This is a genomic window from Pseudomonas sp. NPDC012596 (assembly GCF_042902325.1).
Taxonomy (GTDB): domain Bacteria; phylum Pseudomonadota; class Gammaproteobacteria; order Pseudomonadales; family Pseudomonadaceae; genus Aquipseudomonas.
This window is the reverse complement of the sequence record NZ_JBIBEB010000002.1, coordinates 240,798-260,431: the sequence shown is the minus strand read 5'-3', so window position 1 is coordinate 260,431 and position 19,634 is coordinate 240,798. Positions and strand designations below refer to the sequence as shown.

Below are 19,634 nucleotides of genomic sequence, written 5' to 3'. Positions count from 1 at the left end.
GGCCGGCTCCAGCAGTTTTGTTCTTATTGGGGCTGCCTTGCAGCCCTATCGCCGGCAAGCCGGCTCCCACAAGAATCGCACCGAACCCTGTGGGAGCCGGCTTGCCGGCGAACCGGGGGCAAAGCCCCCGGCCATGCAGCATCAGTCGAACACGATACCCTGCGCCAGCGGCAGCTCACGCGAGTAGTTCACGGTGTTGGTCTGGCGACGCATGTAGCCTTTCCAGGCATCCGAACCCGACTCACGGCCACCGCCGGTTTCCTTCTCGCCACCGAACGCACCGCCAATTTCGGCGCCGCTGGTGCCAATGTTGACGTTGGCGATGCCGCAGTCGCTGCCCGAGGCGCTCTGGAAGCGTTCGGCTTCACGGATATCAGTGGTGAAGATGCACGACGACAGCCCCTGCGGCACTTCGTTGTTCAGGCGCAGAGCCTCTTCGAAGTCGTCGTAGGCCAGCACGTAGAGGATCGGCGCGAAGGTTTCGTGGCGCACCACCTCGCTCTGCGCGGGCATTTCGGCGATGGCAGGCGAAACGTAGTAGGCGTTCGGGTACTGGTCGGCCAGCTGACGCTCGCCACCGAACACCTCGCCGCCTTCGTCGCGGGCCTTGGCCAGCGCGCCCTGCATGGCGTCGAACGACAATTTGTCGATCAGCGGGCCCACCAGGTTGTCCTTGCGCGGGTCACCGATACGCACCTTGGCGTAGGCGGCTTTCACACGGGCAACCACTTCGTCCTTGATGGAGCGGTGCACGATCAGGCGGCGCAGCGTGGTGCAGCGTTGGCCGGCGGTACCGACGGCGGAGAACAGGATGCCGCGCACGGCCAGGTCCAGGTCTGCGCTCGGGGCCAGGATCATCGCGTTGTTGCCGCCCAGTTCCAGGATGCTGCGGCCAAAGCGGGCGGCCACGCGTGGGCCGACTTCACGGCCCATGCGGGTGCTGCCGGTGGCGCTGACCAGCGGCACGCGCGGGTCGTCGACCAGCGCTTCGCCTGCTTCGCGGCCGCCGATGATCAGTTGCGCCAGGCCAGCCGGGGCATCGCCGAAGGCTTTCAGGGCTTTTTCGAACAGCGCTTGGCAGGCCAGCGCGGTCAGCGGGGTTTTCTCGGACGGCTTCCACACCACCGCGTTACCGGCCACCAAGGCCAGGGCGGTGTTCCAGGCCCACACGGCCACCGGGAAGTTGAAGGCACTGATCACGCCGACGACGCCCAGCGGGTGCCAGGATTCACGCATATGGTGGCCCGGGCGTTCGGAGGCAATGGTCAGGCCGTACAGCTGGCGCGACAGGCCCACGGCGAAGTCGCAGATGTCGATCATTTCCTGCACTTCGCCCAGGCCTTCCTGGGTGATCTTGCCGGCTTCGATCGACACCAGTTCGCCCAGGTCAGCCTTGTGTTCACGCAGCACTTCACCGAACAGGCGCACCAGCTCACCACGGCGCGGGGCCGGCACGCTACGCCAGGCTTCGAAGGCGCTTTGCGCCGCGTCGATGCGGGCAGTGGTCTCGGCCTTGCCAAGCAGTTTCACCGTGGCGATCTGGCTGCCGTCGATCGGCGTGTGAACAGGGTAATCGCCCTGGGTGTAAGCCGTGGCGGCAACGCCAAGGCGCTCGAGCAATCCAGCAACCATTTGTGTTTCTCCTACATCGGGTGATGGGGTGGAAAAATGATGGGGATCAGTATTAATCCGATTACACGGGTGCAACAAACGACCTTTATTCCGCTTATCATTCCGTCAGGTAATGATTCGAGCCGCAGAGAACGCTATGTCCAAACGCCTGGTGCCTTCCATGACCGCCCTGCAGTGCTTCGAGGCTGCAGCTCGCCACTTGAGCTTTACCCGTGCCGCCGAAGAGCTGCACCTGACCCAAAGCGCGGTCAGCAAGCAGGTGGCGCAGCTCGAAGAGCTGCTCCGTCACCACCTGTTCCTGCGCATCCGCCGGCGCCTGCAACTGACGCCTGCCGGTAGCCTGTACCTGGCGGAGGTCAACAAGATCCTCACCCAGGTCGACATGTCCAGCCGCTATGTCCTGACCTATGGCGAGCAGACCGAGATATTGAAGGTAGCCACTCAACCGAGCTTTGGCGTGCGCTGGCTGATCCCGCACCTCAAGGGCTTCGGCAAGCGCCACACCAACATCCACCTGGATATTCGCAACGAAATGGAGCCATTCGCCTTGCTGCAGGGCTCGGCGGATGTGGTGTTCTTCTATGGGCAAGGCACCTGGCCAGGGGCGACCTGCCTCGAGCTGTTCAGCGAAGAGGTAGTGCCCGTGTGCGCCCCGGAGCTGCTCGCAGGGCGCAAATTGAAGGAAGCCAGCGAGCTCGCCGAACTGGTGCTGCTGCAAAGCACTTCGCGGCCGGAGGCTTGGCACGAGTGGTTCCTGGAATTGGGGCTGCACAGTGTCAACGCTTACCACGGGCCGCGTTTCGATACGTTCTACATGGCCTTGAGCGCGGCGCAGGCCGGTTGCGGGGTGGCGCTGGTGCCGCGCTACCTGGCGGCGAAGGAGTTGGCCGAGGGTAGCCTGGTGGTGCCGTGGAACCATGCCATGTGCAGTGCCGGGGCGCATTACCTGGCGTATGCCGAGCATGCGGCGGAGGTTCCCAAAGTGCGGGCGTTGGTGGAGTGGATTCAGGAGCAGCTTCAGCCTTGAGATTGCCGGGGCCGCTTTGCGGCCCTATCGCCGGCAAGCCAGCTCCCACAGGCACAGCACAGTTGCTGAAACTTGTGCTGTGCCTGTGGGAGCTGGTTTGCCGGCGATAGGGCCCTGAAGATCGATCAAAAAAGGAATGACACACTCACTTTTTTTCGCTTGTGACCGTAGTGCATTCCCAGCTTTCATGTAAGCGTCCGAACCCAACCAGGAAGCTAGCGATGCACGCCCACGATTTCGTCAGCCCCGACAGCATTCGCGCGCAGTTCTCTGCCGCCATGTCGCTCATGTATAAACAGGAAGTGCCGCTGTACGGCACGCTGCTGGAGCTGGTGAGCGAAATCAACCAGCAGGTCATGGCCGAGCAGCCCAAAGTGGCCGAAGCCCTGCGCTGGACCGGCGAGGTCGAGCGCCTGGACCAGGAGCGCCACGGTGCCATCCGCGTCGGCAGCGCCGAAGAGCTGGCCACCATCGCCCGGCTGTTCGCGGTCATGGGCATGCAGCCAGTCGGCTATTACGACCTCAGTTCCGCCGGCGTGCCGGTGCACTCCACCGCGTTCCGCGCCGTGCACGAACAGGCACTGCACATCAGCCCGTTCCGCGTGTTCACGTCGCTGCTGCGCCTGGAATTGATCGACAACCCCGCATTGCGTGAGCTGGCGCAAACCATTCTGGCCAAGCGCAAGATCTTCACTGCCCGCGCACTCGAGCTGATCGCCCAATGCGAGCGCGATGGCGGCCTGAACGCAGCCGACGCCGAGGCCTTCGTGCAGGAAGCGTTGCACACCTTCCGCTGGCACAAGGATGCGACGGTCACTGCCGAGCAGTACCAGCAGCTGCATGATCAGCATCGGCTGATCGCCGATGTGGTGGCGTTCAAGGGCCCGCACATCAACCACCTGACCCCGCGCACCCTGGACATCGACGCCATCCAGCTAGGCATGCCGGCCAAGGGCATCCCGCCGAAGGCCGTGGTCGAAGGCCCGCCCACCCGCCGCCACCCGATCCTGCTGCGCCAGACCAGTTTCAAGGCTTTGCAAGAGAAAGTCGCCTTCAGCGACCAGCACGGCAGCGAAGGCAGCCACACCGCGCGCTTCGGCGAGATCGAACAGCGAGGCGCTGCACTGACGCCGAAGGGCCGCCAGCTGTATGACCGGTTGCTCGACGCTACCCGTGCGGCCCTGGGCGGTGCGCCAGCGGAGGCCAATGCCGAGCGTTACGTGGCGCTGTTGCAGGCACACTTTGCCGAGTTCCCCGATGACCTGGCGCAGATGCGTGAGCAAGGCCTGGCGTACTTCCGTTATTTCGCCACCGAAAAAGGCCTGGCCGCGCGAGAGCAGGCTGATCGCCCGACTACCCTGCAGGGCTTGATCGACGCTGGCCATGTGCATTTCGAGGCCTTGGTGTACGAGGACTTCTTGCCGGTGAGTGCGGCGGGGATTTTCCAGTCGAACCTGGGTGACGATGCCCAGGCTGAATATGGCAGCAATGCCAACCGCGATGCGTTCGAGGCGGCGCTGGGGCTGCGGGTGCAGGATGAGCTGGCCTTGTATGCGCAGAGCGAGCAGCGGTCGCTGCAGGCTTGTGCGCAGGCGTTGAACCTGCGGTCGCTGTAAAAAAGGGCCGCTTCGCGGCCCATCCCGGCTGAAGCCGCTGCTACAGGTACGGCGCAGGGAGTGCGGTCAACGGGTTATCTATACCCGAAACCGATCCACTTCCTGGCGCAACTGCGCCGCCAACCCCTCCAGCTCACGCGCGGTAAAGGCCAGTTCATTGGCCACATCCCGCTGTTCACTGTTGGCCTGGGCAATGCTCTGCAGGTTGCGGCTGAGCACGGTCGCGGTGCTGCTCTGCTCCTGGGTGGCCGTACTGATCACCGTGAACTGCTCACCCGCCACCCGGCTCTGCTCGTCGATACGCGCCAGGGCCTCGGCCACCTTGTCGTTGCGCTGCAGGCCTTCCTGCATCAACTGATTACCCTGCTCCAGCGTGCTGATGGCGTGGCCGGTCTGTTGCTGGATGCTGGCAATCATCCCGGAAATCTCATCGGTCGCCTGGCGAGTACGTGCCGCCAGGCCGCGGACCTCATCTGCGACCACGGCGAAACCGCGGCCCTGTTCGCCAGCGCGCGCCGCTTCGATGGCAGCGTTGAGGGCCAGCAGGTTGGTCTGCTCGGCGATTGCGGTAATCACCCCGACGATGCCGCCGATCTCTTGCGAACGTGCGCCCAGCGTGTCCATCACGGTCGCGGTGCCTCCCAATGCCTCGGCGATCTGGCGCAAAGAGCTCGACGCTTCATCCATGGCCGTGCGGCCAATCCGGGTCTGCTGGGCGTTGTCGCGGGCCATGCGCTCGGTACCAGCCATGTTGTCGGCAATGTTCATCGAGGTGGCGCTGAACTCTTCCACCGCACCGGCCATGCTGGTGATTTCACCGGACTGCTGGTCCATGCCCTCACAGGCGCCCGCCGACAGGCCGGCCAACGAACGGGCGCGGCCACTGACCTGCTCGGAAGCTCCGCGAATGTGCTCGACCATGGTCGCCAGCGCTTCGCCCATCTTGTTGAAACTGCGCGCCAGCTGGCCGATCTCGTCATGGCTGGTCACGGCAAGGCGCGCATTAAGGTCGCCGGCGCCCAAGGCATTGGCCTGACGTACCAGGTCGTCGAGCGGGCGCAGTTTGCGGCGCAGCAACCACAGGGTGGCGGCCACGGCCAGCAGCATCGCCAATAGGCTGCCGATGGCCAGGCGCAGGCCAACGCTCCAGGTTACCTCGCGGATCTCTGCCAAGGGCATGCTGGCGACCACAGTCCACGGGCCTTCGGCAAACGGCGCGGAGGCGCTGAACGAGGGCAGGTCGGCATTGGCTGGCGGCACCAGCCACTGACCCTGCTCGTCGCGAATGGCCAGCGACCCGGTTTCACCAATACGGAAGCGCTTGAGGTTGCTGAACTGCGCATTCTGCGCGTCGGTGTAGTCGAAACCGACGAACAGTACTGCAATGACACGGCCGTTGCCGTCGTTCACCGGTACATAGCGGGTCATGTAGTTGCGCTCGAACAGCACTGCCCGGCCCACGTACATCTGCCCCGCCAGCAGCTTCGCGTACGCCGGATGCTGGCGGTCGAGCTGGGTACCAATTGCGCGGCTGCCATCCTGTTTTTTCAGGTTGGTGGTGATGCGCACGAAGTCGTCGCCGCTGCGCACGAACAAAGTGGCGATGCCAGCGGTCATCTGCTGGAATTCGTCCACCTGCTGGAAATCGTTGTTCAGGAGGTGGTCACCCAGGTACAGGGCCGGCGTGGGCTGCCCGGCAACCTGCACGGTTTCGCCGGCATGCAGCGACAGCCCGGAGGCAAAGCGACGCTCGAACAAGCCGCTAAGGCGTTGGGTATTGTCCTTGAGCGAACCATGGAAGGTTTCCAGCTGGTCAGCCAGCAGCCGCGCTTCGCTGGCCAGGTGCGCCTGGCGCGTGGCGAGGTTGGCGTCGTCCAGGGAACGGAGGGCGAACAGAGTACTGCCGGTGATCACCAACGCCAGCACAATGGCGAGGGCGATACCGAGCTGCGAAGCGATTCGGGCACGCGGTTGAGACATGGGGGAAGCTCCTGGCAGGTGGCCTGGATCATCCTGATCACGTGGACCGCCTGCTGTTTGTCGACGGAGAATCGCGCCCTCTTTCCGGGACGCTGGTGCAAGTAAATCGGCGTCGGTGGCGAATACTTGAGTGTCGGACCGGGGTATTCGCAAACGTTTTCTTTAGCCTGCACTGGCCTCATCGCGGGCAAGCCCGCTCCTACAGGGATTGCGGGGTTTGAAGCTCTGCGCTGTGCCCGCGAAGAGGCCAGTGCAGGCGATCAAAGACCCGGCAGAATGCGCACATCCGGCAAGTTCACCGCCGCCGCCTCTTCCTGCAAAAACACACTCAAGCGCCGCAACCGCTCACCCCCTGGGCGGGTGCGCGGCCACACCAGGTAGTAATCCATGCCACTAGGCACTGCTGTCGGCCAGGGCAGGCTCAAGCGCCCATGGGCCACGTCTTCGGCAACCATCAGCAGGTCGCCCATCGAGACCCCGTAGCCGCGGGCCGCAGCGATCATGCCCAGCTCCAGCGTGTCGAATACCTGCCCGCCCTTGAGCGAAACGCTGTCGGCCAGGCCCATGCGCTCCAGCCATTCGCGCCAGTCACGCTTGTCGGGGGTGGGGTGCAGCAGCTCGATGCCGGCCAACCGGCGTTGGTCCAACGGGCCTTCCTTGAGCAAGTCCGGTGCACCCACCGGAATCAACAGCTCGGAGAACAACCGCCGGACCTCCCAGTCCGGCGGGAACACGCCGTCACTGAGCAGTACTGCGCAGTCGAAGGGCTCCTGATTGAAGTCGACATGATCGACGTCCATCCAGGCGCTGGTCAGTTGCACTTCGTTGCCGGGCTGCAAGTGACGGAACTGGCTCAGGCGCGCCAGCAGCCAGCGCATGGTCAGGGTTGAAGGCGCCTTCATGCGCAAGATGTCGTCTTCGCCACGCAACGTATCGCACGCCCGCTCCAGTGCGGCGAAGCCCTCACGCACGCCCGGCAACAGCACCCGCGCGGCCTCGGTCAGTTGCAGGCTGCGGCCGCTGCGGATGAACAGGCGGCAGGCGAAGTGATCCTCCAGGGTACGGATATGCCGGCTGACCGCACTCTGGGTGATCGACAGCTCATGGCCGGCACGGGTGAAAGAGCTGAGCCGGGCGGCGGCTTCGAATGCGCGCAGCGCATACAGCGGGGGCAGCTGACGGGACATGGGGCACCTGCATACGGGGCGGCGAAGGGATGCTTGTGATCATATATGCATGAGTTGAACTCATGCCAACCATCGCTTTTATCCTTTTGTGCAAAGTTGACCGAAGCCTCAGAATCGTCCCTCGCTCACAGAGTCAGGCAAAAGGACCCCACCATGCACGTTGCGCCCACCACAGAACTCAAGGCTTTGCTGCGCCTGGCCGGGCCGCTGATCGCCTCGCAGTTGGCGCACATGCTGATGGTGCTCACCGACACCCTGATGATGGCCCGCATCAGCCCCCAAGCCCTGGCGGGCGGTGGCCTGGGCGCGGCGAGCTATTCGTTCGTGTCGATCTTCTGCCTGGGCGTGATTGCGGCGGTCGGTACGCTGGTGGCGATTCGCAAGGGCGCCAATGACATCGAAGGCGCCACCCGCCTTGCGCAAAACGGCCTGTGGCTGGCCTGGGGCCTGGCACTGGTCGCGGCGCTGGCCCTGTGGAACCTCAAACCGGTGCTGCTGCTGTTCGGCCAGCAGCCCGAAAACGTCGAGTCGGCCACGCAATTCCTCACCTTGTTGCCGCTGGCGCTGCCCGGTTACCTGACCTTCATGGCCTTGCGCGGCTTCACCAGCGCTTTGGGCCGTTCGACGCCGGTGATGGTCATCAGCCTGGTCGGCACGGTGCTCAACTACCTGTTCAACGTCGCGCTGATCGAAGGCATGTTCGGCCTGCCCAAGCTGGGGCTGATGGGCATCGGCATGGTCACTGCCGTGGTATCGATGGGCATGGCAATCGCCTTGGCCCTGTACATCCGCTGGCACCCGGCCTACGCCGAGTACCCGCTGCGCAAGGGCCTGTCGCGCCCTTCCCTGCCCGCCCTGCGCGAACTGTGGCGGCTGGGTTTGCCAATCGGCGGCACCTACATGGTGGAAGTCGGCCTGTTCGCCTTTGCCGCTTTGTGCATGGGCGTGCTTGGCAGCACGGAGCTGGCGGCCCACCAGATTGCCCTGCAGATCGTCTCGACCGCATTCATGGTGCCAACCGGGCTGTCCTATGCGGTGACCATGCGGGTCGGGCTGTACTACGGCGCCGGCAACCTGCTGGCAGCACGCAGTGCCGGGCGCGTGGGCATCAGCTTCGGCGCGATGATCATGTTCGCCTTCGCCGCGCTGTTCTGGCTGCGCCCGGAAATGCTGGTGGGCCTGTTCATCGATGGCAATGACCCGGCGTTTGCGCAGATCTACCAGTTGGCGGTGAGCCTGCTGATGGTCGCGGCCTGGTTTGAACTGTTCGACGGCGTGCAGACCATTGCCATGGGCTCGATACGGGGGCTGAAGGATGCCAAGACCACCTTCCTGATCGGGCTTTGCTGCTACTGGCTGGTCGGGGCGCCGAGTGCGTGGCTGCTGACGTTCAACTTCGGTGGCGGCGCGGTGGGTGTGTGGTGGGGGCTGGCGTTGGGCTTGGCCTGTGCATCGGTGGCGTTGACCATTGCCTTCGAGTGGCGAATGAAGCGGATGCTAGGGAAGGCCGGTGTCGGCAAAAAGGCTGCGGTTTCGGCCTGACTTCAGGGCCCCATCGCCGGCAAGCCGGCTCCTACAGGGATGCCACAGCCCTAGAGGTCGGCGTGGGAGCCGGCTTGCCGGCGATAGGGCCTAGAGCACCTGCGCCAGCTTGCGCTCGGACGCCTGCTGCAAATACGCCACCAACTCCCCCACCGGCAGCGGCTTGCTGACCAGAAACCCTTGCACCTGGTCACAACCAAACCCGCGCAGCAAAGCCATCTGTTCGTGGCTCTCGACACCCTCGGCCACGACCTCGAGGTTGAGGTTGTGGGCCAGGTTGATCATCGCGTGCACCAGCTTGCGGTTCTCTTCGCGCATCTCCATGCCAGCGACGAAGCTGCGGTCGACCTTGAGCAGAGTGATCGGCAGGCTGTTCAAATGCACGAACGAAGAGAAGCCGGTGCCGAAATCGTCAAGCGAGAACCGCACACCCAGGCGCCCCAAGGCATCCATGGTCTGGCGGACCAATTCGTTGCGGCGCATGACCGCCGTCTCGGTCAATTCGAACTCCAGCCAGCGGGCATCGACGCCGTGCTCGATGATCAAGCGGCTCAGTGTGGCCAGTAGCTGGCTGTCCTGGAACTGGCGAAAGCTCAGGTTTACCGCCATGTGCAGTGGCGCCAGGCCGCTCTCGCGCAGGGCCTGCATGTCGCGCAACGCGCGGGAGATGACCCAGTAGCCCAGCGGCACGATCAGCCCGCTCTGTTCGGCCAGCGGCACGAATTCGCTTGGCGGCAACAGGCCGCGCTCGGCATGGCGCCAGCGCACCAGGGCCTCCAGGCCAACGATGCGGCCGTCGGCCAGGTTCAGCCGCGGCTGGTAGTGCAGCTCAAGTTCATCGCGGCGCAGGGCCCGGCGCAGTTCGCCTTCCAGGTCGGCCAGGCTGCGGGCGTTGCGGTTGATCCGTTCGTTGAACACATGGAAGGTGCAGCCCTGGCTGCTCTTGGCCTGGCGCATGGCGATGTGCGCATGCCACATCAACGGGTCCGCGCCACTTTGCGCGCGGGCGTGGGCCAAGCCCAGGCTGCAGCCGAGCAGCAGGCTTTCGCCGTCGATCCAGTACGGCTCGGCCAAGGCCTCGACGATGCGTTCGGCGATGAACTCGGCGCGGCCAGTGTCGCGGCGCGTGTCGATCAGCAAGGCGAATTCGTCGCTGCCCAGGCGCGCCAGCTGGTCACCGGCCTCCAGTTGCAGCTTGAGGCGCGACACCACCTGCAGGATCAGGCGGTCGCCACCCTGATGGCCGAGGGCATCGTTGACGTGGCGAAAGTTGTCCAGGTCCAGGTGCCCGAGCGCCACCCCGCGCCCATCGTTCTCGGCCAGGCGAGCGGTCAGCAGGGCTTGGAAGCCCTGGCGGTTGGCGATACCGGTCAGCGGGTCCTGTTCGGCCAGGCGCTGCAAGGTGGCAACCAGCACCCCGCGTTCGCGCACATGACGCAACGAACGGCGCAGGGCATCGGCATTGAGTTGGTCACGCACCAGCCAGTCGCTGACACCCGTGGGCTGCGCCTTGGGCTCGTGATCGAGCAACAGGATGGTCGGCAAGTCGCAGCGCCCGGGCGCCGGTTGCAGGGCCGGGGTGGCCAGTATCACCGCCTGACGGTCATGGCTGAACAGGCTGTCGACCGCCGCCCAGTTCGGCGCGGTCAGCAGTACCGCTGAACCTTCCAACGGCAGCAGGCATTCGCGCAGCAAGGCGGCCCACTCCGGCTCATCAGCCAACAACAGCAAACGCAAAGGTTCGACAGGCGTGGACAAGCGGGCTCCTTAAAGCTTGGACGGTGACACGAGGGAGGCCGGGTATGCTACTGCAGAAATGAAAATGATTTTCACTTTTAGACATATCCTTGCCCACAGCGCGTCCCGACACATTTTGACGTGCATCCTGCTCGAAAGTCGCTCAACCGGCAAATACGATTTTTTCAGTTAATAGCATTAGCCAAACTAATGATCTGCGCAGGCAGAAAGTCTGACTCACACGTCAGACGGTCGCGCCACAACGGCCCCATGCCTGTTAGAATGCGCGGCTATTTTCTGGCGACCCCCGGTTTCTAGCATGTCCCGACTCAATCCCAGGCAACAGGAAGCCCGTGACTACGTCGGCGGCCCTCTTTTGGTGCTCGCCGGTGCAGGCTCCGGCAAGACCAGCGTGATCACCCGCAAGATCGCCCACCTGATCCAGAACTGCGGCATCCGTGCCCAGTACATCGTCGCGATGACCTTCACCAACAAGGCCGCGCGCGAGATGAAGGAACGGGTCGCTACGCTGCTGCGCCCGGGGGAAGGCCGGGGCCTGACGGTGTGCACGTTCCACAACCTGGGGCTGAACATCATCCGCAAAGAGCACGACAAGCTGGGCTACAAGCCAGGCTTCTCGATCTTTGACGAGTCCGATATCAAGGCGCTGCTGTCGGACATCATGCAGAAGGAATACTCGGGCGACGACGGCATCGACGAGATCAAGAACATGATCGGTGCCTGGAAGAACGACCTGATCCTCCCCGCCGAAGCCCTTGAAAAAGCCCGCAACCCGCGCGAACAGACCGCCGCCATCGTCTACACCCACTACCAGCGCACGCTCAAGGCGTTCAACGCAGTGGACTTCGACGACCTGATCCTGCAGCCGGTCAAGCTGTTCCAGGAGCACCCCGAGGTGCTCGAACGCTGGCAGAACCGCGTGCGTTACCTGCTGGTGGACGAATACCAGGACACCAACGCCAGCCAGTACCTGCTGGTGAAAATGCTCATTGGCATGCGCAACCAGTTCACCGTGGTGGGTGACGACGACCAGTCGATCTACGCCTGGCGTGGCGCGCGCCCCGAGAACCTGATGCTGCTCAAGGAGGATTACCCCTCCCTGAAGATCGTCATGCTCGAGCAGAACTACCGCTCCACCAGCCGCATCCTGCGCTGCGCCAACGTGCTGATCGCCAACAACCCGCATGCGTTCGAAAAGCAGCTGTGGAGCGAAATGGGTGTGGGCGACGAGATCCGCGTGATCCGCTGCAAGAACGAGGAAGCCGAGGCCGAACGCGTGGCCATGGAAATCCTCACCTTGCACCTGCGCACCAACCGCCCATACAGCGACTTCGCCATCCTCTACCGCGGCAACTACCAGGCCAAGCTCATCGAACTGAAGCTGCAGCACCACCAGGTGCCCTATCGCCTGTCGGGCGGCAACAGCTTCTTCGGCCGCCAGGAGGTCAAGGACCTGATGGCCTACCTGCGCCTGTTGGTGAACCCGGACGACGATAACGCTTACCTGCGAGTGATCAACGTGCCGCGCCGGGAAATCGGCTCGACCACCCTGGAAAAGCTCGGCAACTACTCGACCGAGCGCGGCATCTCGATGTACGCCGCCAGCGAGGAGCTGGGCCTGGGCGAGCACCTGGACGCTCGCTATACCGAGCGCCTGCAGCGCTTCAAGCACTGGCTCGACGGGGTGCGCCACAAGGTGGCCCTTGATGACCCGATCGCGGCGCTGCATGAGATGATCCGCGACATCGACTACGAGAACTGGATCCGCCAGCAGACCGCCAGCGACAAGGCTGCGGAGTTTCGCATCAGCAACGTCTGGTTCCTGGTCGAAGCGCTGAAGAACACCCTCGAAAAGGATGAAGAGGGTGACATGACGATCGAGGACGCCATCGGCAAGCTGGTGTTGCGCGACATGCTCGAGCGTCAGCAGGAAGAGGAAGAAAACGCCGAGGGCGTGCAGATGATGACCCTGCATGCCTCCAAAGGCCTGGAATTCCCTTACGTGTTCATCATGGGCATGGAGGAGGAAATTCTCCCCCACCGCTCGAGCATCGAGGCCGACACCATCGAAGAAGAACGCCGCCTGGCCTACGTGGGCATCACCCGCGCACGCCAGACCCTGGCCTTCACCTTCGCCGCCAAACGCAAGCAATATGGCGAAATCATCGATTGCACGCCCAGCCGGTTCCTGGATGAACTGCCGCCAGACGACCTGGCCTGGGAAGGCCTGGACGATGCGCCCGTTGAAGTCAAAGCCGCGCGAGGCAACAACGCGCTGGCCGATATCCGGGCAATGCTCAAACGCTGATCAACCATTACTCTTTAACTTTGCCGCTTCTTGCGGCCACCTTTGCTACATCGGAGATACACAGTGGAAGCACTGCAGCAGAAGATTCGCGAAGAAGGCATCGTGCTTTCCGATCAAGTTCTCAAAGTCGACGCGTTTCTCAACCACCAGATCGACCCTGCCCTGATGCAGCTGATCGGTGACGAGTTCGCCCGCCTTTACGCCGATGCCGGCGTGACCAAGATCGTCACCATCGAAGCCTCGGGCATTGCCCCGGCGGTGATGACCGGCCTGAAGCTGGGCGTACCGGTGATCTTTGCACGCAAGCACCAGTCGCTGACGCTGACCGAGAACCTGCTGACTGCCACGGTGTACTCCTTCACCAAGCAGACCGAGAACACCGTGGCCATTTCGCCGCGCCACCTCAACAGCAGCGACCGCGTGCTGGTCATCGACGACTTCCTGGCCAACGGCAAGGCGTCGCAGGCGCTGATCTCGATCATCAAGCAGGCCGGCGCCACCGTGGCAGGCCTGGGTATCGTCATCGAGAAGTCGTTCCAGGGCGGCCGTGCCGAGCTGGACAGCCAGGGCTACCGCGTTGAATCGCTGGCTCGGGTGAAGTCGCTGGAAGGTGGCGTGGTCAGCTTCATCGAGTGATGGCCACTGGGGCCGCCTAGCGGCCCTTTCCGACCGGTCCGGCGCCCCGGCAAGCCCCGCTGCTCCTACAGGGCAACCCATAACCTTGTAGAAGCGGCCTTATGCCGCGATGGGCTGCAAAAAGCAGCCCCGGCAGTCTTCAGGTCGCCGCCAACCCTGCCAGCAAAAGCCGCTGATACAGCTCTTCCTTCAAGCCCTGCGGAGCGTCCAGCCCCATCCGCTCCAGGTGTCGCTGGTACCCCTCCGGCCCCGGCGCATCCAGCGCGGCCTTGCCCAGCTCCAGCACCTCGCTCAACCTGAACTTGCTCTTCAGCCAGTTCAATGCCCGCAGCAAGTCCCGCTCCTCGGCGGTAAAATCCGTACCCAGCGGATACTCCGGGAACAGCCGCACATGCCGCGCTCTGATTGCTTCAAGCCGCTCAGGTGTGTTGTCGGTAAACCGCGCATCCAGCTGAAAATCTTTTGCCAACTTGCCGGCCTTTTTGGCCTGCTCGATCAGCTCAGCCTGAAACCGCGAATCACTGACCGCCAGCAACCGCGCAATCACTTCACTGTCGGTCTGCCCGCGCAGGTCAGCGATGCCGTACTCGGTCACCACAATGTCACGCAAGTGCCGAGGGATGGTGCAGTGGCCGTAGGCCCAAAGCAGGTTGGAACTGACGTCGCCGCCCGCCTCACGCCAACTGCGCAGCAGCAGGATCGAGCGCCCGCCCTCCAACGCATGGCCCTGGGCGACGAAGTTGTACTGCCCGCCGACACCGCTGAGCACGCGCCCATTCTCCAGCTGGTCGGCCACCCCCGCGCCGAGCAAAGTCATGGTGAACACCGTGTTGATGAAGCGCGCATCGCGGCGTTGGCGGCGCTTGAGCTCCTCCTGGCCATACAGCTCATTGATGAAGCTGATACGCGTCATGGCAAAGCGCGCGCGCTGCTCCAGTGGCATGTCCCGCAAACGTTGGTAGAACGCCCGCGGGCCGAGGAAGAAACCGCCGTGCACCAGCACACCCTGCTCGTCGGCCGGGCGCCGCACCACACCTGCCTCGGCCAACGCCAGCAGGCCGTTGACGAACATCTCGCTGCAACCGTAGAGGCCTTGGGCGAAGGCATCCAGCCCCCCTTCACGCTCGATCAGCGCCTGCCATGGGCCGACGTCCAGTTCATCCATCAAGGCCCGGTAGCCAACGTTGTCGCCCTGGCGCGCCAGCAACGCGGCGGCCACCGCATCGCCCATGGCACCAATGCCGATCTGCAGCGTGCCGCCATCGCGCACCAGCGTGCTGGCGTGCAGGCCGATGCAATGGTCCTGGGTGGTGACCGGCATGTTCGGTGTAGAGAACAGGCGGCGTTGTTCGGCCTGGTCGATCAACAGGTCGAATGCTTCCATGCCCAGCTCGGCGTCGCCGGGCATGTAGGGCAGCTCGGCATGCACCTGGCCGAGCATGAGGATCGTTTCACCGGCCTCACGTCGCTTGGCGACCATCGGCAGCAGGTCGAGGGTGATGTCGGGGTTGCAGGCCAGGCTCAAGTGCACCGGTTTTTCCGGCGTGGCGGCGACCAGTTGGGCGATCAGGTTCAAACCCTTGGCGTTGATGTCGCGGGCGGCGTGGCTGTAGTTGCTGCTGATGTAGCCCTGCTGGGCGCAATCACTGTGCAGCAGGCTGCCGGGCTGCATGAAGAACTGCTCGACCCGGATGTTCGGCGGTAGCTGATCGTTGCGCAGGTCGGCGAGGTAGGTGAGTTCTTCGTAATCGGCGAATACGCGCTCGATGAAGGGCTCGAGAAAACGCCGTTGCAGGCCGTCGCCCAGGGGTGGCCGCCCAAGCGACAACGCCGTGTAGATCGTCAGCTGTCGCTCCGGCAGTTCGCGCACCCGGGCATACAGCGCATTGACGAAGGCATTGGGTTTGCCAAGACCCAGGGGCAGGCCCATGTGAATGTGGGCCGGCAGGCGTGACAAGACCTGCTCGACTGCCTGGTCGATGGAACAGAGGTGCATCTTGGCCTCCTGAGTCTTCCGTGGGTTCAGGGGTTGGACATGAATCGGCGCGGGTTCGTTGCCTGCACAAAAACAAAGCCCGCCATTGCAGGCGGGCCGTGGGTGACTCAGCCGTGGCTCAAAGCCCGGACATCTTCTGGATGGCGCCCTTCAGGTCATCATCCGAGCAATCGGCACAGGTGCCTTTCGGTGGCATGGCGTTGATGCCGGTAATGGCCTTGGCGAGTATGCCATCCAGGCCACCCTGATGGTCGGCGCGCTCTTTCCAGGCGGCGGTATCACCGATTTTCGGTGCACCCAGCAGGCCGGTGCCGTGGCATGCGTTGCAGTGCTTGGCGATGATGTCATCCGGGGTCTTGGCGCCGCCCCCGCCGGCGGTGGCCGCCACTTCCATGCCTTTGCATTCCTGGCCCTGAACACACACCTGGCCAACCGGCTCCAGGCGTTTGGCGATGTCGTCGTTGGTCGCAGCGGTTGCGCTCATTGCCCATAGGGCGAATACGGCTGCTGGTACGGCCAGCATCTTCTTGATTTGGTTCACGCGTACACCCTCATGGTGGCTAATCACGCCCGCGGCCACGGTAATGCGAGCGTTGAAAAGTATAGCGGGAACCCGGAAGCCGTGAAACGACCCTACTCGGGAAAGGGATATTGCCGAAACAATGCACTGCGCTGGATCAAAAGTTCGACGGCGTGGCGGCGCTGATCAGCCGGGCGGGCTCATTGAACGGGTTGCGAAAGCGGTGCGGGCGGGTGCTTTCGAAGTAGTAGCTGTCGCCTTCCTCGAGGATGAAGATCTCGTTGCCGACTACCAGTTCCAGGCGGCCCTCCAGGAGGATGCCGGTTTCTTCGCCATCGTGGGTGAGCATCTCGGCGCCGGTGTCGGCACCCGGTGGGTAGACCTCGGTGAGAAACGCTATGGCACGGTTGGGGTGCGACTTGCCCACCAGCTTCATGGTCACCGCGCCATCGGAGATGTCGATCAGCTCATGGGCCTTGTAGACGATCTGGGCAGGGCTTTGTGCTTCAAGCTCCACCGAGAAGAACTCGACCATGGACATGGGAATCCCGCTCAGCACCTTGCGCAGCGAGCTGATCGAGGGGCTTACGCTGTTTTTCTCGATCATCGAGATAGTGCTGTTGGTCACACCCGCGCGTTTGGCGAGTTCACGCTGGGACAGGCCCTTGAGCTTGCGGATGGCTTGCAGTCGTTCGCCGACGTCCAAAGCTGGAGCCTCCTGAAACGGTGAGATGGCGGGGTGAATGTGAACGATATCATGGCAATGCCGTTCAGTATTTACAACACACCGCCCCTCAGGCTGTCCGCTTCAGCGTGTCATTCGCCGTAATAGTCCAGCGGCACGCGCTTCAGGTTGCAGAAGATCTGGTAGGGGATGGTCCCGGCGTGCATCGCCACTTCGCTGGCCAGCACGTGCTTACCCCACAACTCGACCGGGCTGCCGATGTTCGCCTCGGGCACATCGGTGAGGTCGATGCACAGCATGTCCATTGAGACGCGGCCAATCAGCTGGCTGCGCTTGCCGGCGACCATCACCGGTGTGCCGGTCGGCGCCTGGCGAGGGTAACCGTCGGCGTACCCCATGGCGACCACACCGACCCGGGTCGGCCGCGGGCTGATGAACTTGGCGCCGTAACCCACTGGCTCGCCGGCTGGCAGTTCACGCACGCTGATGACGCGCGATTGCAGGGTCATTACCGGCTGCAGGCGCTCGGCCTGGGCCTGCTCCACTTCGAACGGTGTGGCACCGTACAGCATGATGCCGGGGCGTACCCAGTCGCTCGGGGCCTGCGGCCAAGCCAGTACACCGGGCGAGTTGCGCAGGCTGCATTCAGCGGCCAAGCCTTGGCGGGTGGCGTTGAACACGGCTATCTGCTGGGCGGTGGCATCGTCGTCCAGTTCGTCGGCACGGGCGAAGTGGCTCATCAGGACGATGCGCGAAACTTTGCCGCTGGCCAGCAGGCGCTGGTAGGCCTCTTGATAATCCTTGGCGTGCAGGCCGACACGATGCATGCCGCTGTCGAGCTTGAGCCAGACAGTCAGCGGCTTGTGCACCGAAGTCTTTTCGATGGCCTCCAGTTGCCACAGCGAATGCACCACACACCACAGGTCGTGTTCGGCCATCAGTGCCAGTTCGCTGGCTTCGAAGAAGCCTTCGAGCAGCAATATCGGGGCCTTGATACCCGCCCCGCGCAGCTCCAGAGCCTCTTCGATGCACGCCACGGCAAAGCCGTCTGCTTCGGTTTCCAGGGCCAGGGCGCAACGCACGGCGCCATGCCCGTAGGCATCGGCTTTGATCACGGCGAGGGCTTTGGCGCCGGTCAGTTCACGGGCGAGGCGGTAGTTGTGGCGCAGGGCCTGCAAGTCGATCAGGGCACGGGCGGGGCGCATGGCGGCAGCCTTATGGTGGTTCAGGTTGAAAACAGGGTTGGATTCATCGCCGGCAAGCCGGCTCCCACAGGTACGGCACAGTGTTCAGACCTGTGCCGCCCCTGTAAGCGCGGGCTTGCCCGCGAGAGGCCGGTGCAGGCGAACTTACTACTGGTGAACAGGTGCGGTCTGCCCTTGCTTGGCGTCTTCTCGGGTGTTGCCATACCGGGAAATATCCAGGCCTTCGGCGCTGATCTGCGGCTTTCTGCGCGCAATCAGGTCGGCCAGCAGGCGACCGGAACCACAGGCCATGGTCCAACCCAGCGTACCGTGGCCGGTGTTGAGGAACAGGTTGCGGAACTTGGTGGCACCTACGATCGGCGTACCGTCCGGGGTGGCCGGGCGCAGGCCAGTCCAGAAACTCGCCTGGCTCAGGTCACCGCCACGAGGATAAAGGTCGTTGACGATCATCTCCAGCGTTTCGCGCCGGCGCGGGTTCAGCGACAGGTCAAAACCGGCGATTTCAGCCATGCCGCCGACCCGGATGCGGTTGTCGAACCGGGTGATCGCAACCTTGTAGGTTTCGTCGAGAATGGTCGAGGTCGGTGCCATGTCGGCGTTGGTGATCGGTACGGTCAGTGAATAACCCTTCAGCGGGTACACCGGCGCCTTGATACCCAGCGGCTTGAGCATCTGCGGCGAGTAGCTGCCCAGCGCCAGCACGTAGCGGTCGGCGGTTTCCAGCTTGCCGTCGATCCACACACCGTTGATACGGTCGCCGGCGAAGTCCAGGCGCTGAATGTCCTGGCCGAAACGGAATTCGACGCCCAGGTTGCGGGCCATTTCGGCGAGCTTGGTGGTGAACAGCTGGCAGTCGCCGGTCTGGTCGTTGGGCAGGCGCAGGGCGCCGGCGAGGATATCCTTGACCCCGGCCAGCGCCGGTTCGACGCGGGCAATGCCATCGCGGTCGAGCAACTCATAAGGCACGCCGGAATGCTCGAGCACGGCGATGTCCTTGGCGGCGGCATCCACCTGAGCCTGGGTGCGGAACAGCTGGGTGGTGCCCAGGGTACGGCTTTCGTAGGCGATGCCCGTTTCGGCACGCAGTTCGTCGAGGCAATCGCGGCTGTACTCGGACAGGCGCACCATGCGCTCCTTGTTCACCGCGTAACGGTTGGCGGTGCAGTTGCGCAGCATCTGCGCCATCCACAGATACTGATCGACGTCACCGGTCAGCTTGATGGCCAGCGGTGCGTGGCGCTCCAGCAGCCACTTGATGGCTTTTAGCGGGACACCGGGGGCAGCCCAGGGCGAGGCATAGCCGGGCGAGATCTGGCCGGCGTTGGCAAAGCTGGTTTCCATGGCCACCGCCGGCTGGCGATCGACCACCGTGACCTCAAAACCTTGCCGGGCCAAATAATAGGCACTGGCGGTTCCGATGACACCGCTCCCAAGTACCAGAACTCGCATTGTTGATCCCTCGCACGCGGCGCACCGCATTTTTGTTGAAATGGCTTGGATGCGCGCAGTATAAAAATTACAGACCAGTGCAATTCACTATAT

General features: G+C 63.6%; 14 protein-coding genes and 1 pseudogene. 5 read left to right on the top strand and 10 right to left on the bottom strand.

The window, feature by feature from the left end; genetic code table 11:
• Positions 1-141 precede the first annotated feature (141 nt).
• On the bottom strand, positions 142-1,632 hold the full coding sequence (locus ACFY68_RS03740; protein WP_387523376.1) for an aldehyde dehydrogenase family protein: 1,491 nt from the start codon (positions 1,630-1,632) through the stop codon (positions 142-144).
• 136 nt (positions 1,633-1,768) lie between these two features.
• On the opposite strand from ACFY68_RS03740, the gene ACFY68_RS03735 reads away from it, so the two are divergent.
• Positions 1,769-2,659, top strand: a complete 891-nt coding sequence (locus ACFY68_RS03735; protein ID WP_387523374.1) for a LysR family transcriptional regulator — start codon at positions 1,769-1,771, stop codon at positions 2,657-2,659.
• 221 nt (positions 2,660-2,880) lie between these two features.
• Positions 2,881-4,275, top strand: a complete 1,395-nt coding sequence (locus tag ACFY68_RS03730; RefSeq protein ID WP_387523371.1) for a VOC family protein — start codon at positions 2,881-2,883, stop codon at positions 4,273-4,275.
• 78 nt (positions 4,276-4,353) lie between these two features.
• Here the strand turns inward: ACFY68_RS03730 and ACFY68_RS03725 are convergent, their stop codons facing one another.
• From ACFY68_RS03725 to ACFY68_RS03715, 3 genes and pseudogenes are all read right to left on the bottom strand, one after another.
• Positions 4,354-5,043 (bottom strand): methyl-accepting chemotaxis protein, encoded by a 690-nt coding sequence (locus tag ACFY68_RS03725; RefSeq protein ID WP_387523799.1) that lies wholly within the window; start codon positions 5,041-5,043, stop codon positions 4,354-4,356.
• Positions 5,044-5,262: 219 nt separating this feature from the next.
• Positions 5,263-6,255: pseudogene (locus ACFY68_RS03720) on the bottom strand (Cache 3/Cache 2 fusion domain-containing protein); the annotation flags it as partial.
• A gap of 260 nt (positions 6,256-6,515) precedes the next feature.
• Positions 6,516-7,442 (bottom strand): LysR substrate-binding domain-containing protein, encoded by a 927-nt coding sequence (locus tag ACFY68_RS03715; RefSeq protein ID WP_387523368.1) that lies wholly within the window; start codon positions 7,440-7,442, stop codon positions 6,516-6,518.
• A gap of 153 nt (positions 7,443-7,595) precedes the next feature.
• Between ACFY68_RS03715 and ACFY68_RS03710 the strand changes: the two genes are divergently transcribed.
• Complete coding sequence (locus ACFY68_RS03710) at positions 7,596-8,984, top strand: NorM family multidrug efflux MATE transporter (protein WP_387523365.1); 1,389 nt, start codon at positions 7,596-7,598, stop codon at positions 8,982-8,984.
• Positions 8,985-9,074: 90 nt separating this feature from the next.
• Here ACFY68_RS03710 and ACFY68_RS03705 read toward each other — a convergent pair whose 3' ends face one another.
• Positions 9,075-10,742 (bottom strand): putative bifunctional diguanylate cyclase/phosphodiesterase, encoded by a 1,668-nt coding sequence (locus ACFY68_RS03705; protein WP_387523362.1) that lies wholly within the window; start codon positions 10,740-10,742, stop codon positions 9,075-9,077.
• Between the two features lie 298 nt (positions 10,743-11,040).
• Here ACFY68_RS03705 and rep point away from each other — a divergent pair, with 298 nt between their 5' ends.
• Both rep and ACFY68_RS03695 read left to right on the top strand, forming a co-directional pair.
• Positions 11,041-13,050, top strand: coding sequence for a DNA helicase Rep (gene rep, locus ACFY68_RS03700; protein WP_346612630.1), 2,010 nt, complete (start codon positions 11,041-11,043; stop codon positions 13,048-13,050).
• A 63-nt stretch (positions 13,051-13,113) separates the two neighbouring features.
• Positions 13,114-13,686: a xanthine phosphoribosyltransferase gene (locus tag ACFY68_RS03695; RefSeq protein WP_346612631.1), complete on the top strand. Its 573-nt coding sequence runs from the start codon at positions 13,114-13,116 to the stop codon at positions 13,684-13,686.
• Between the two features lie 139 nt (positions 13,687-13,825).
• On the opposite strand, the gene ACFY68_RS03690 is transcribed toward ACFY68_RS03695, so the two are convergent.
• The 5 genes from ACFY68_RS03690 to dadA form a co-directional block, all read right to left on the bottom strand.
• Positions 13,826-15,682 carry an acetyl-CoA hydrolase/transferase C-terminal domain-containing protein gene (locus tag ACFY68_RS03690; protein WP_387523359.1) on the bottom strand — a complete coding sequence of 619 codons (1,857 nt, stop codon included), beginning with the start codon at positions 15,680-15,682 and terminating at the stop codon, positions 13,826-13,828.
• 118 nt (positions 15,683-15,800) lie between these two features.
• The gene (locus ACFY68_RS03685) at positions 15,801-16,205 is read right to left on the bottom strand and encodes a c-type cytochrome (protein WP_346612857.1); all 405 of its coding nucleotides are present in this window, start codon (positions 16,203-16,205) and stop codon (positions 15,801-15,803) included.
• Between the two features lie 154 nt (positions 16,206-16,359).
• Entirely contained in the window at positions 16,360-16,908 is a 549-nt protein-coding gene (locus ACFY68_RS03680; RefSeq protein ID WP_387523356.1) for a cupin domain-containing protein, read from the bottom strand.
• A 110-nt stretch (positions 16,909-17,018) separates the two neighbouring features.
• Positions 17,019-18,092 (bottom strand): alanine racemase, encoded by a 1,074-nt coding sequence (gene alr / locus ACFY68_RS03675; RefSeq protein WP_387523353.1) that lies wholly within the window; start codon positions 18,090-18,092, stop codon positions 17,019-17,021.
• A 147-nt stretch (positions 18,093-18,239) separates the two neighbouring features.
• Positions 18,240-19,541 carry a D-amino acid dehydrogenase gene (dadA, locus tag ACFY68_RS03670; RefSeq protein ID WP_387523350.1) on the bottom strand — a complete coding sequence of 434 codons (1,302 nt, stop codon included), beginning with the start codon at positions 19,539-19,541 and terminating at the stop codon, positions 18,240-18,242.
• Between the last annotated feature and the right edge of the window lie 93 nt (positions 19,542-19,634).

Coding starts and splice junctions, on each gene's coding strand:
- ACFY68_RS03740 (WP_387523376.1), bottom strand. CDS start 1,632: ATGGTTGCTGGATTGCTCGAGCGCCTTGGCGTTGCCGCCACGGCTTAC.
- ACFY68_RS03735 (WP_387523374.1), top strand. CDS start 1,769: ATGTCCAAACGCCTGGTGCCTTCCATGACCGCCCTGCAGTGCTTCGAG.
- ACFY68_RS03730 (WP_387523371.1), top strand. CDS start 2,881: ATGCACGCCCACGATTTCGTCAGCCCCGACAGCATTCGCGCGCAGTTC.
- ACFY68_RS03725 (WP_387523799.1), bottom strand. CDS start 5,043: ATGAACATTGCCGACAACATGGCTGGTACCGAGCGCATGGCCCGCGAC.
- ACFY68_RS03715 (WP_387523368.1), bottom strand. CDS start 7,442: ATGTCCCGTCAGCTGCCCCCGCTGTATGCGCTGCGCGCATTCGAAGCC.
- ACFY68_RS03710 (WP_387523365.1), top strand. CDS start 7,596: ATGCACGTTGCGCCCACCACAGAACTCAAGGCTTTGCTGCGCCTGGCC.
- rep (WP_346612630.1), top strand. CDS start 11,041: ATGTCCCGACTCAATCCCAGGCAACAGGAAGCCCGTGACTACGTCGGC.
- ACFY68_RS03690 (WP_387523359.1), bottom strand. CDS start 15,682: ATGCACCTCTGTTCCATCGACCAGGCAGTCGAGCAGGTCTTGTCACGC.
- ACFY68_RS03685 (WP_346612857.1), bottom strand. CDS start 16,205: ATGCTGGCCGTACCAGCAGCCGTATTCGCCCTATGGGCAATGAGCGCA.
- alr (WP_387523353.1), bottom strand. CDS start 18,092: ATGCGCCCCGCCCGTGCCCTGATCGACTTGCAGGCCCTGCGCCACAAC.
- dadA (WP_387523350.1), bottom strand. CDS start 19,541: ATGCGAGTTCTGGTACTTGGGAGCGGTGTCATCGGAACCGCCAGTGCC.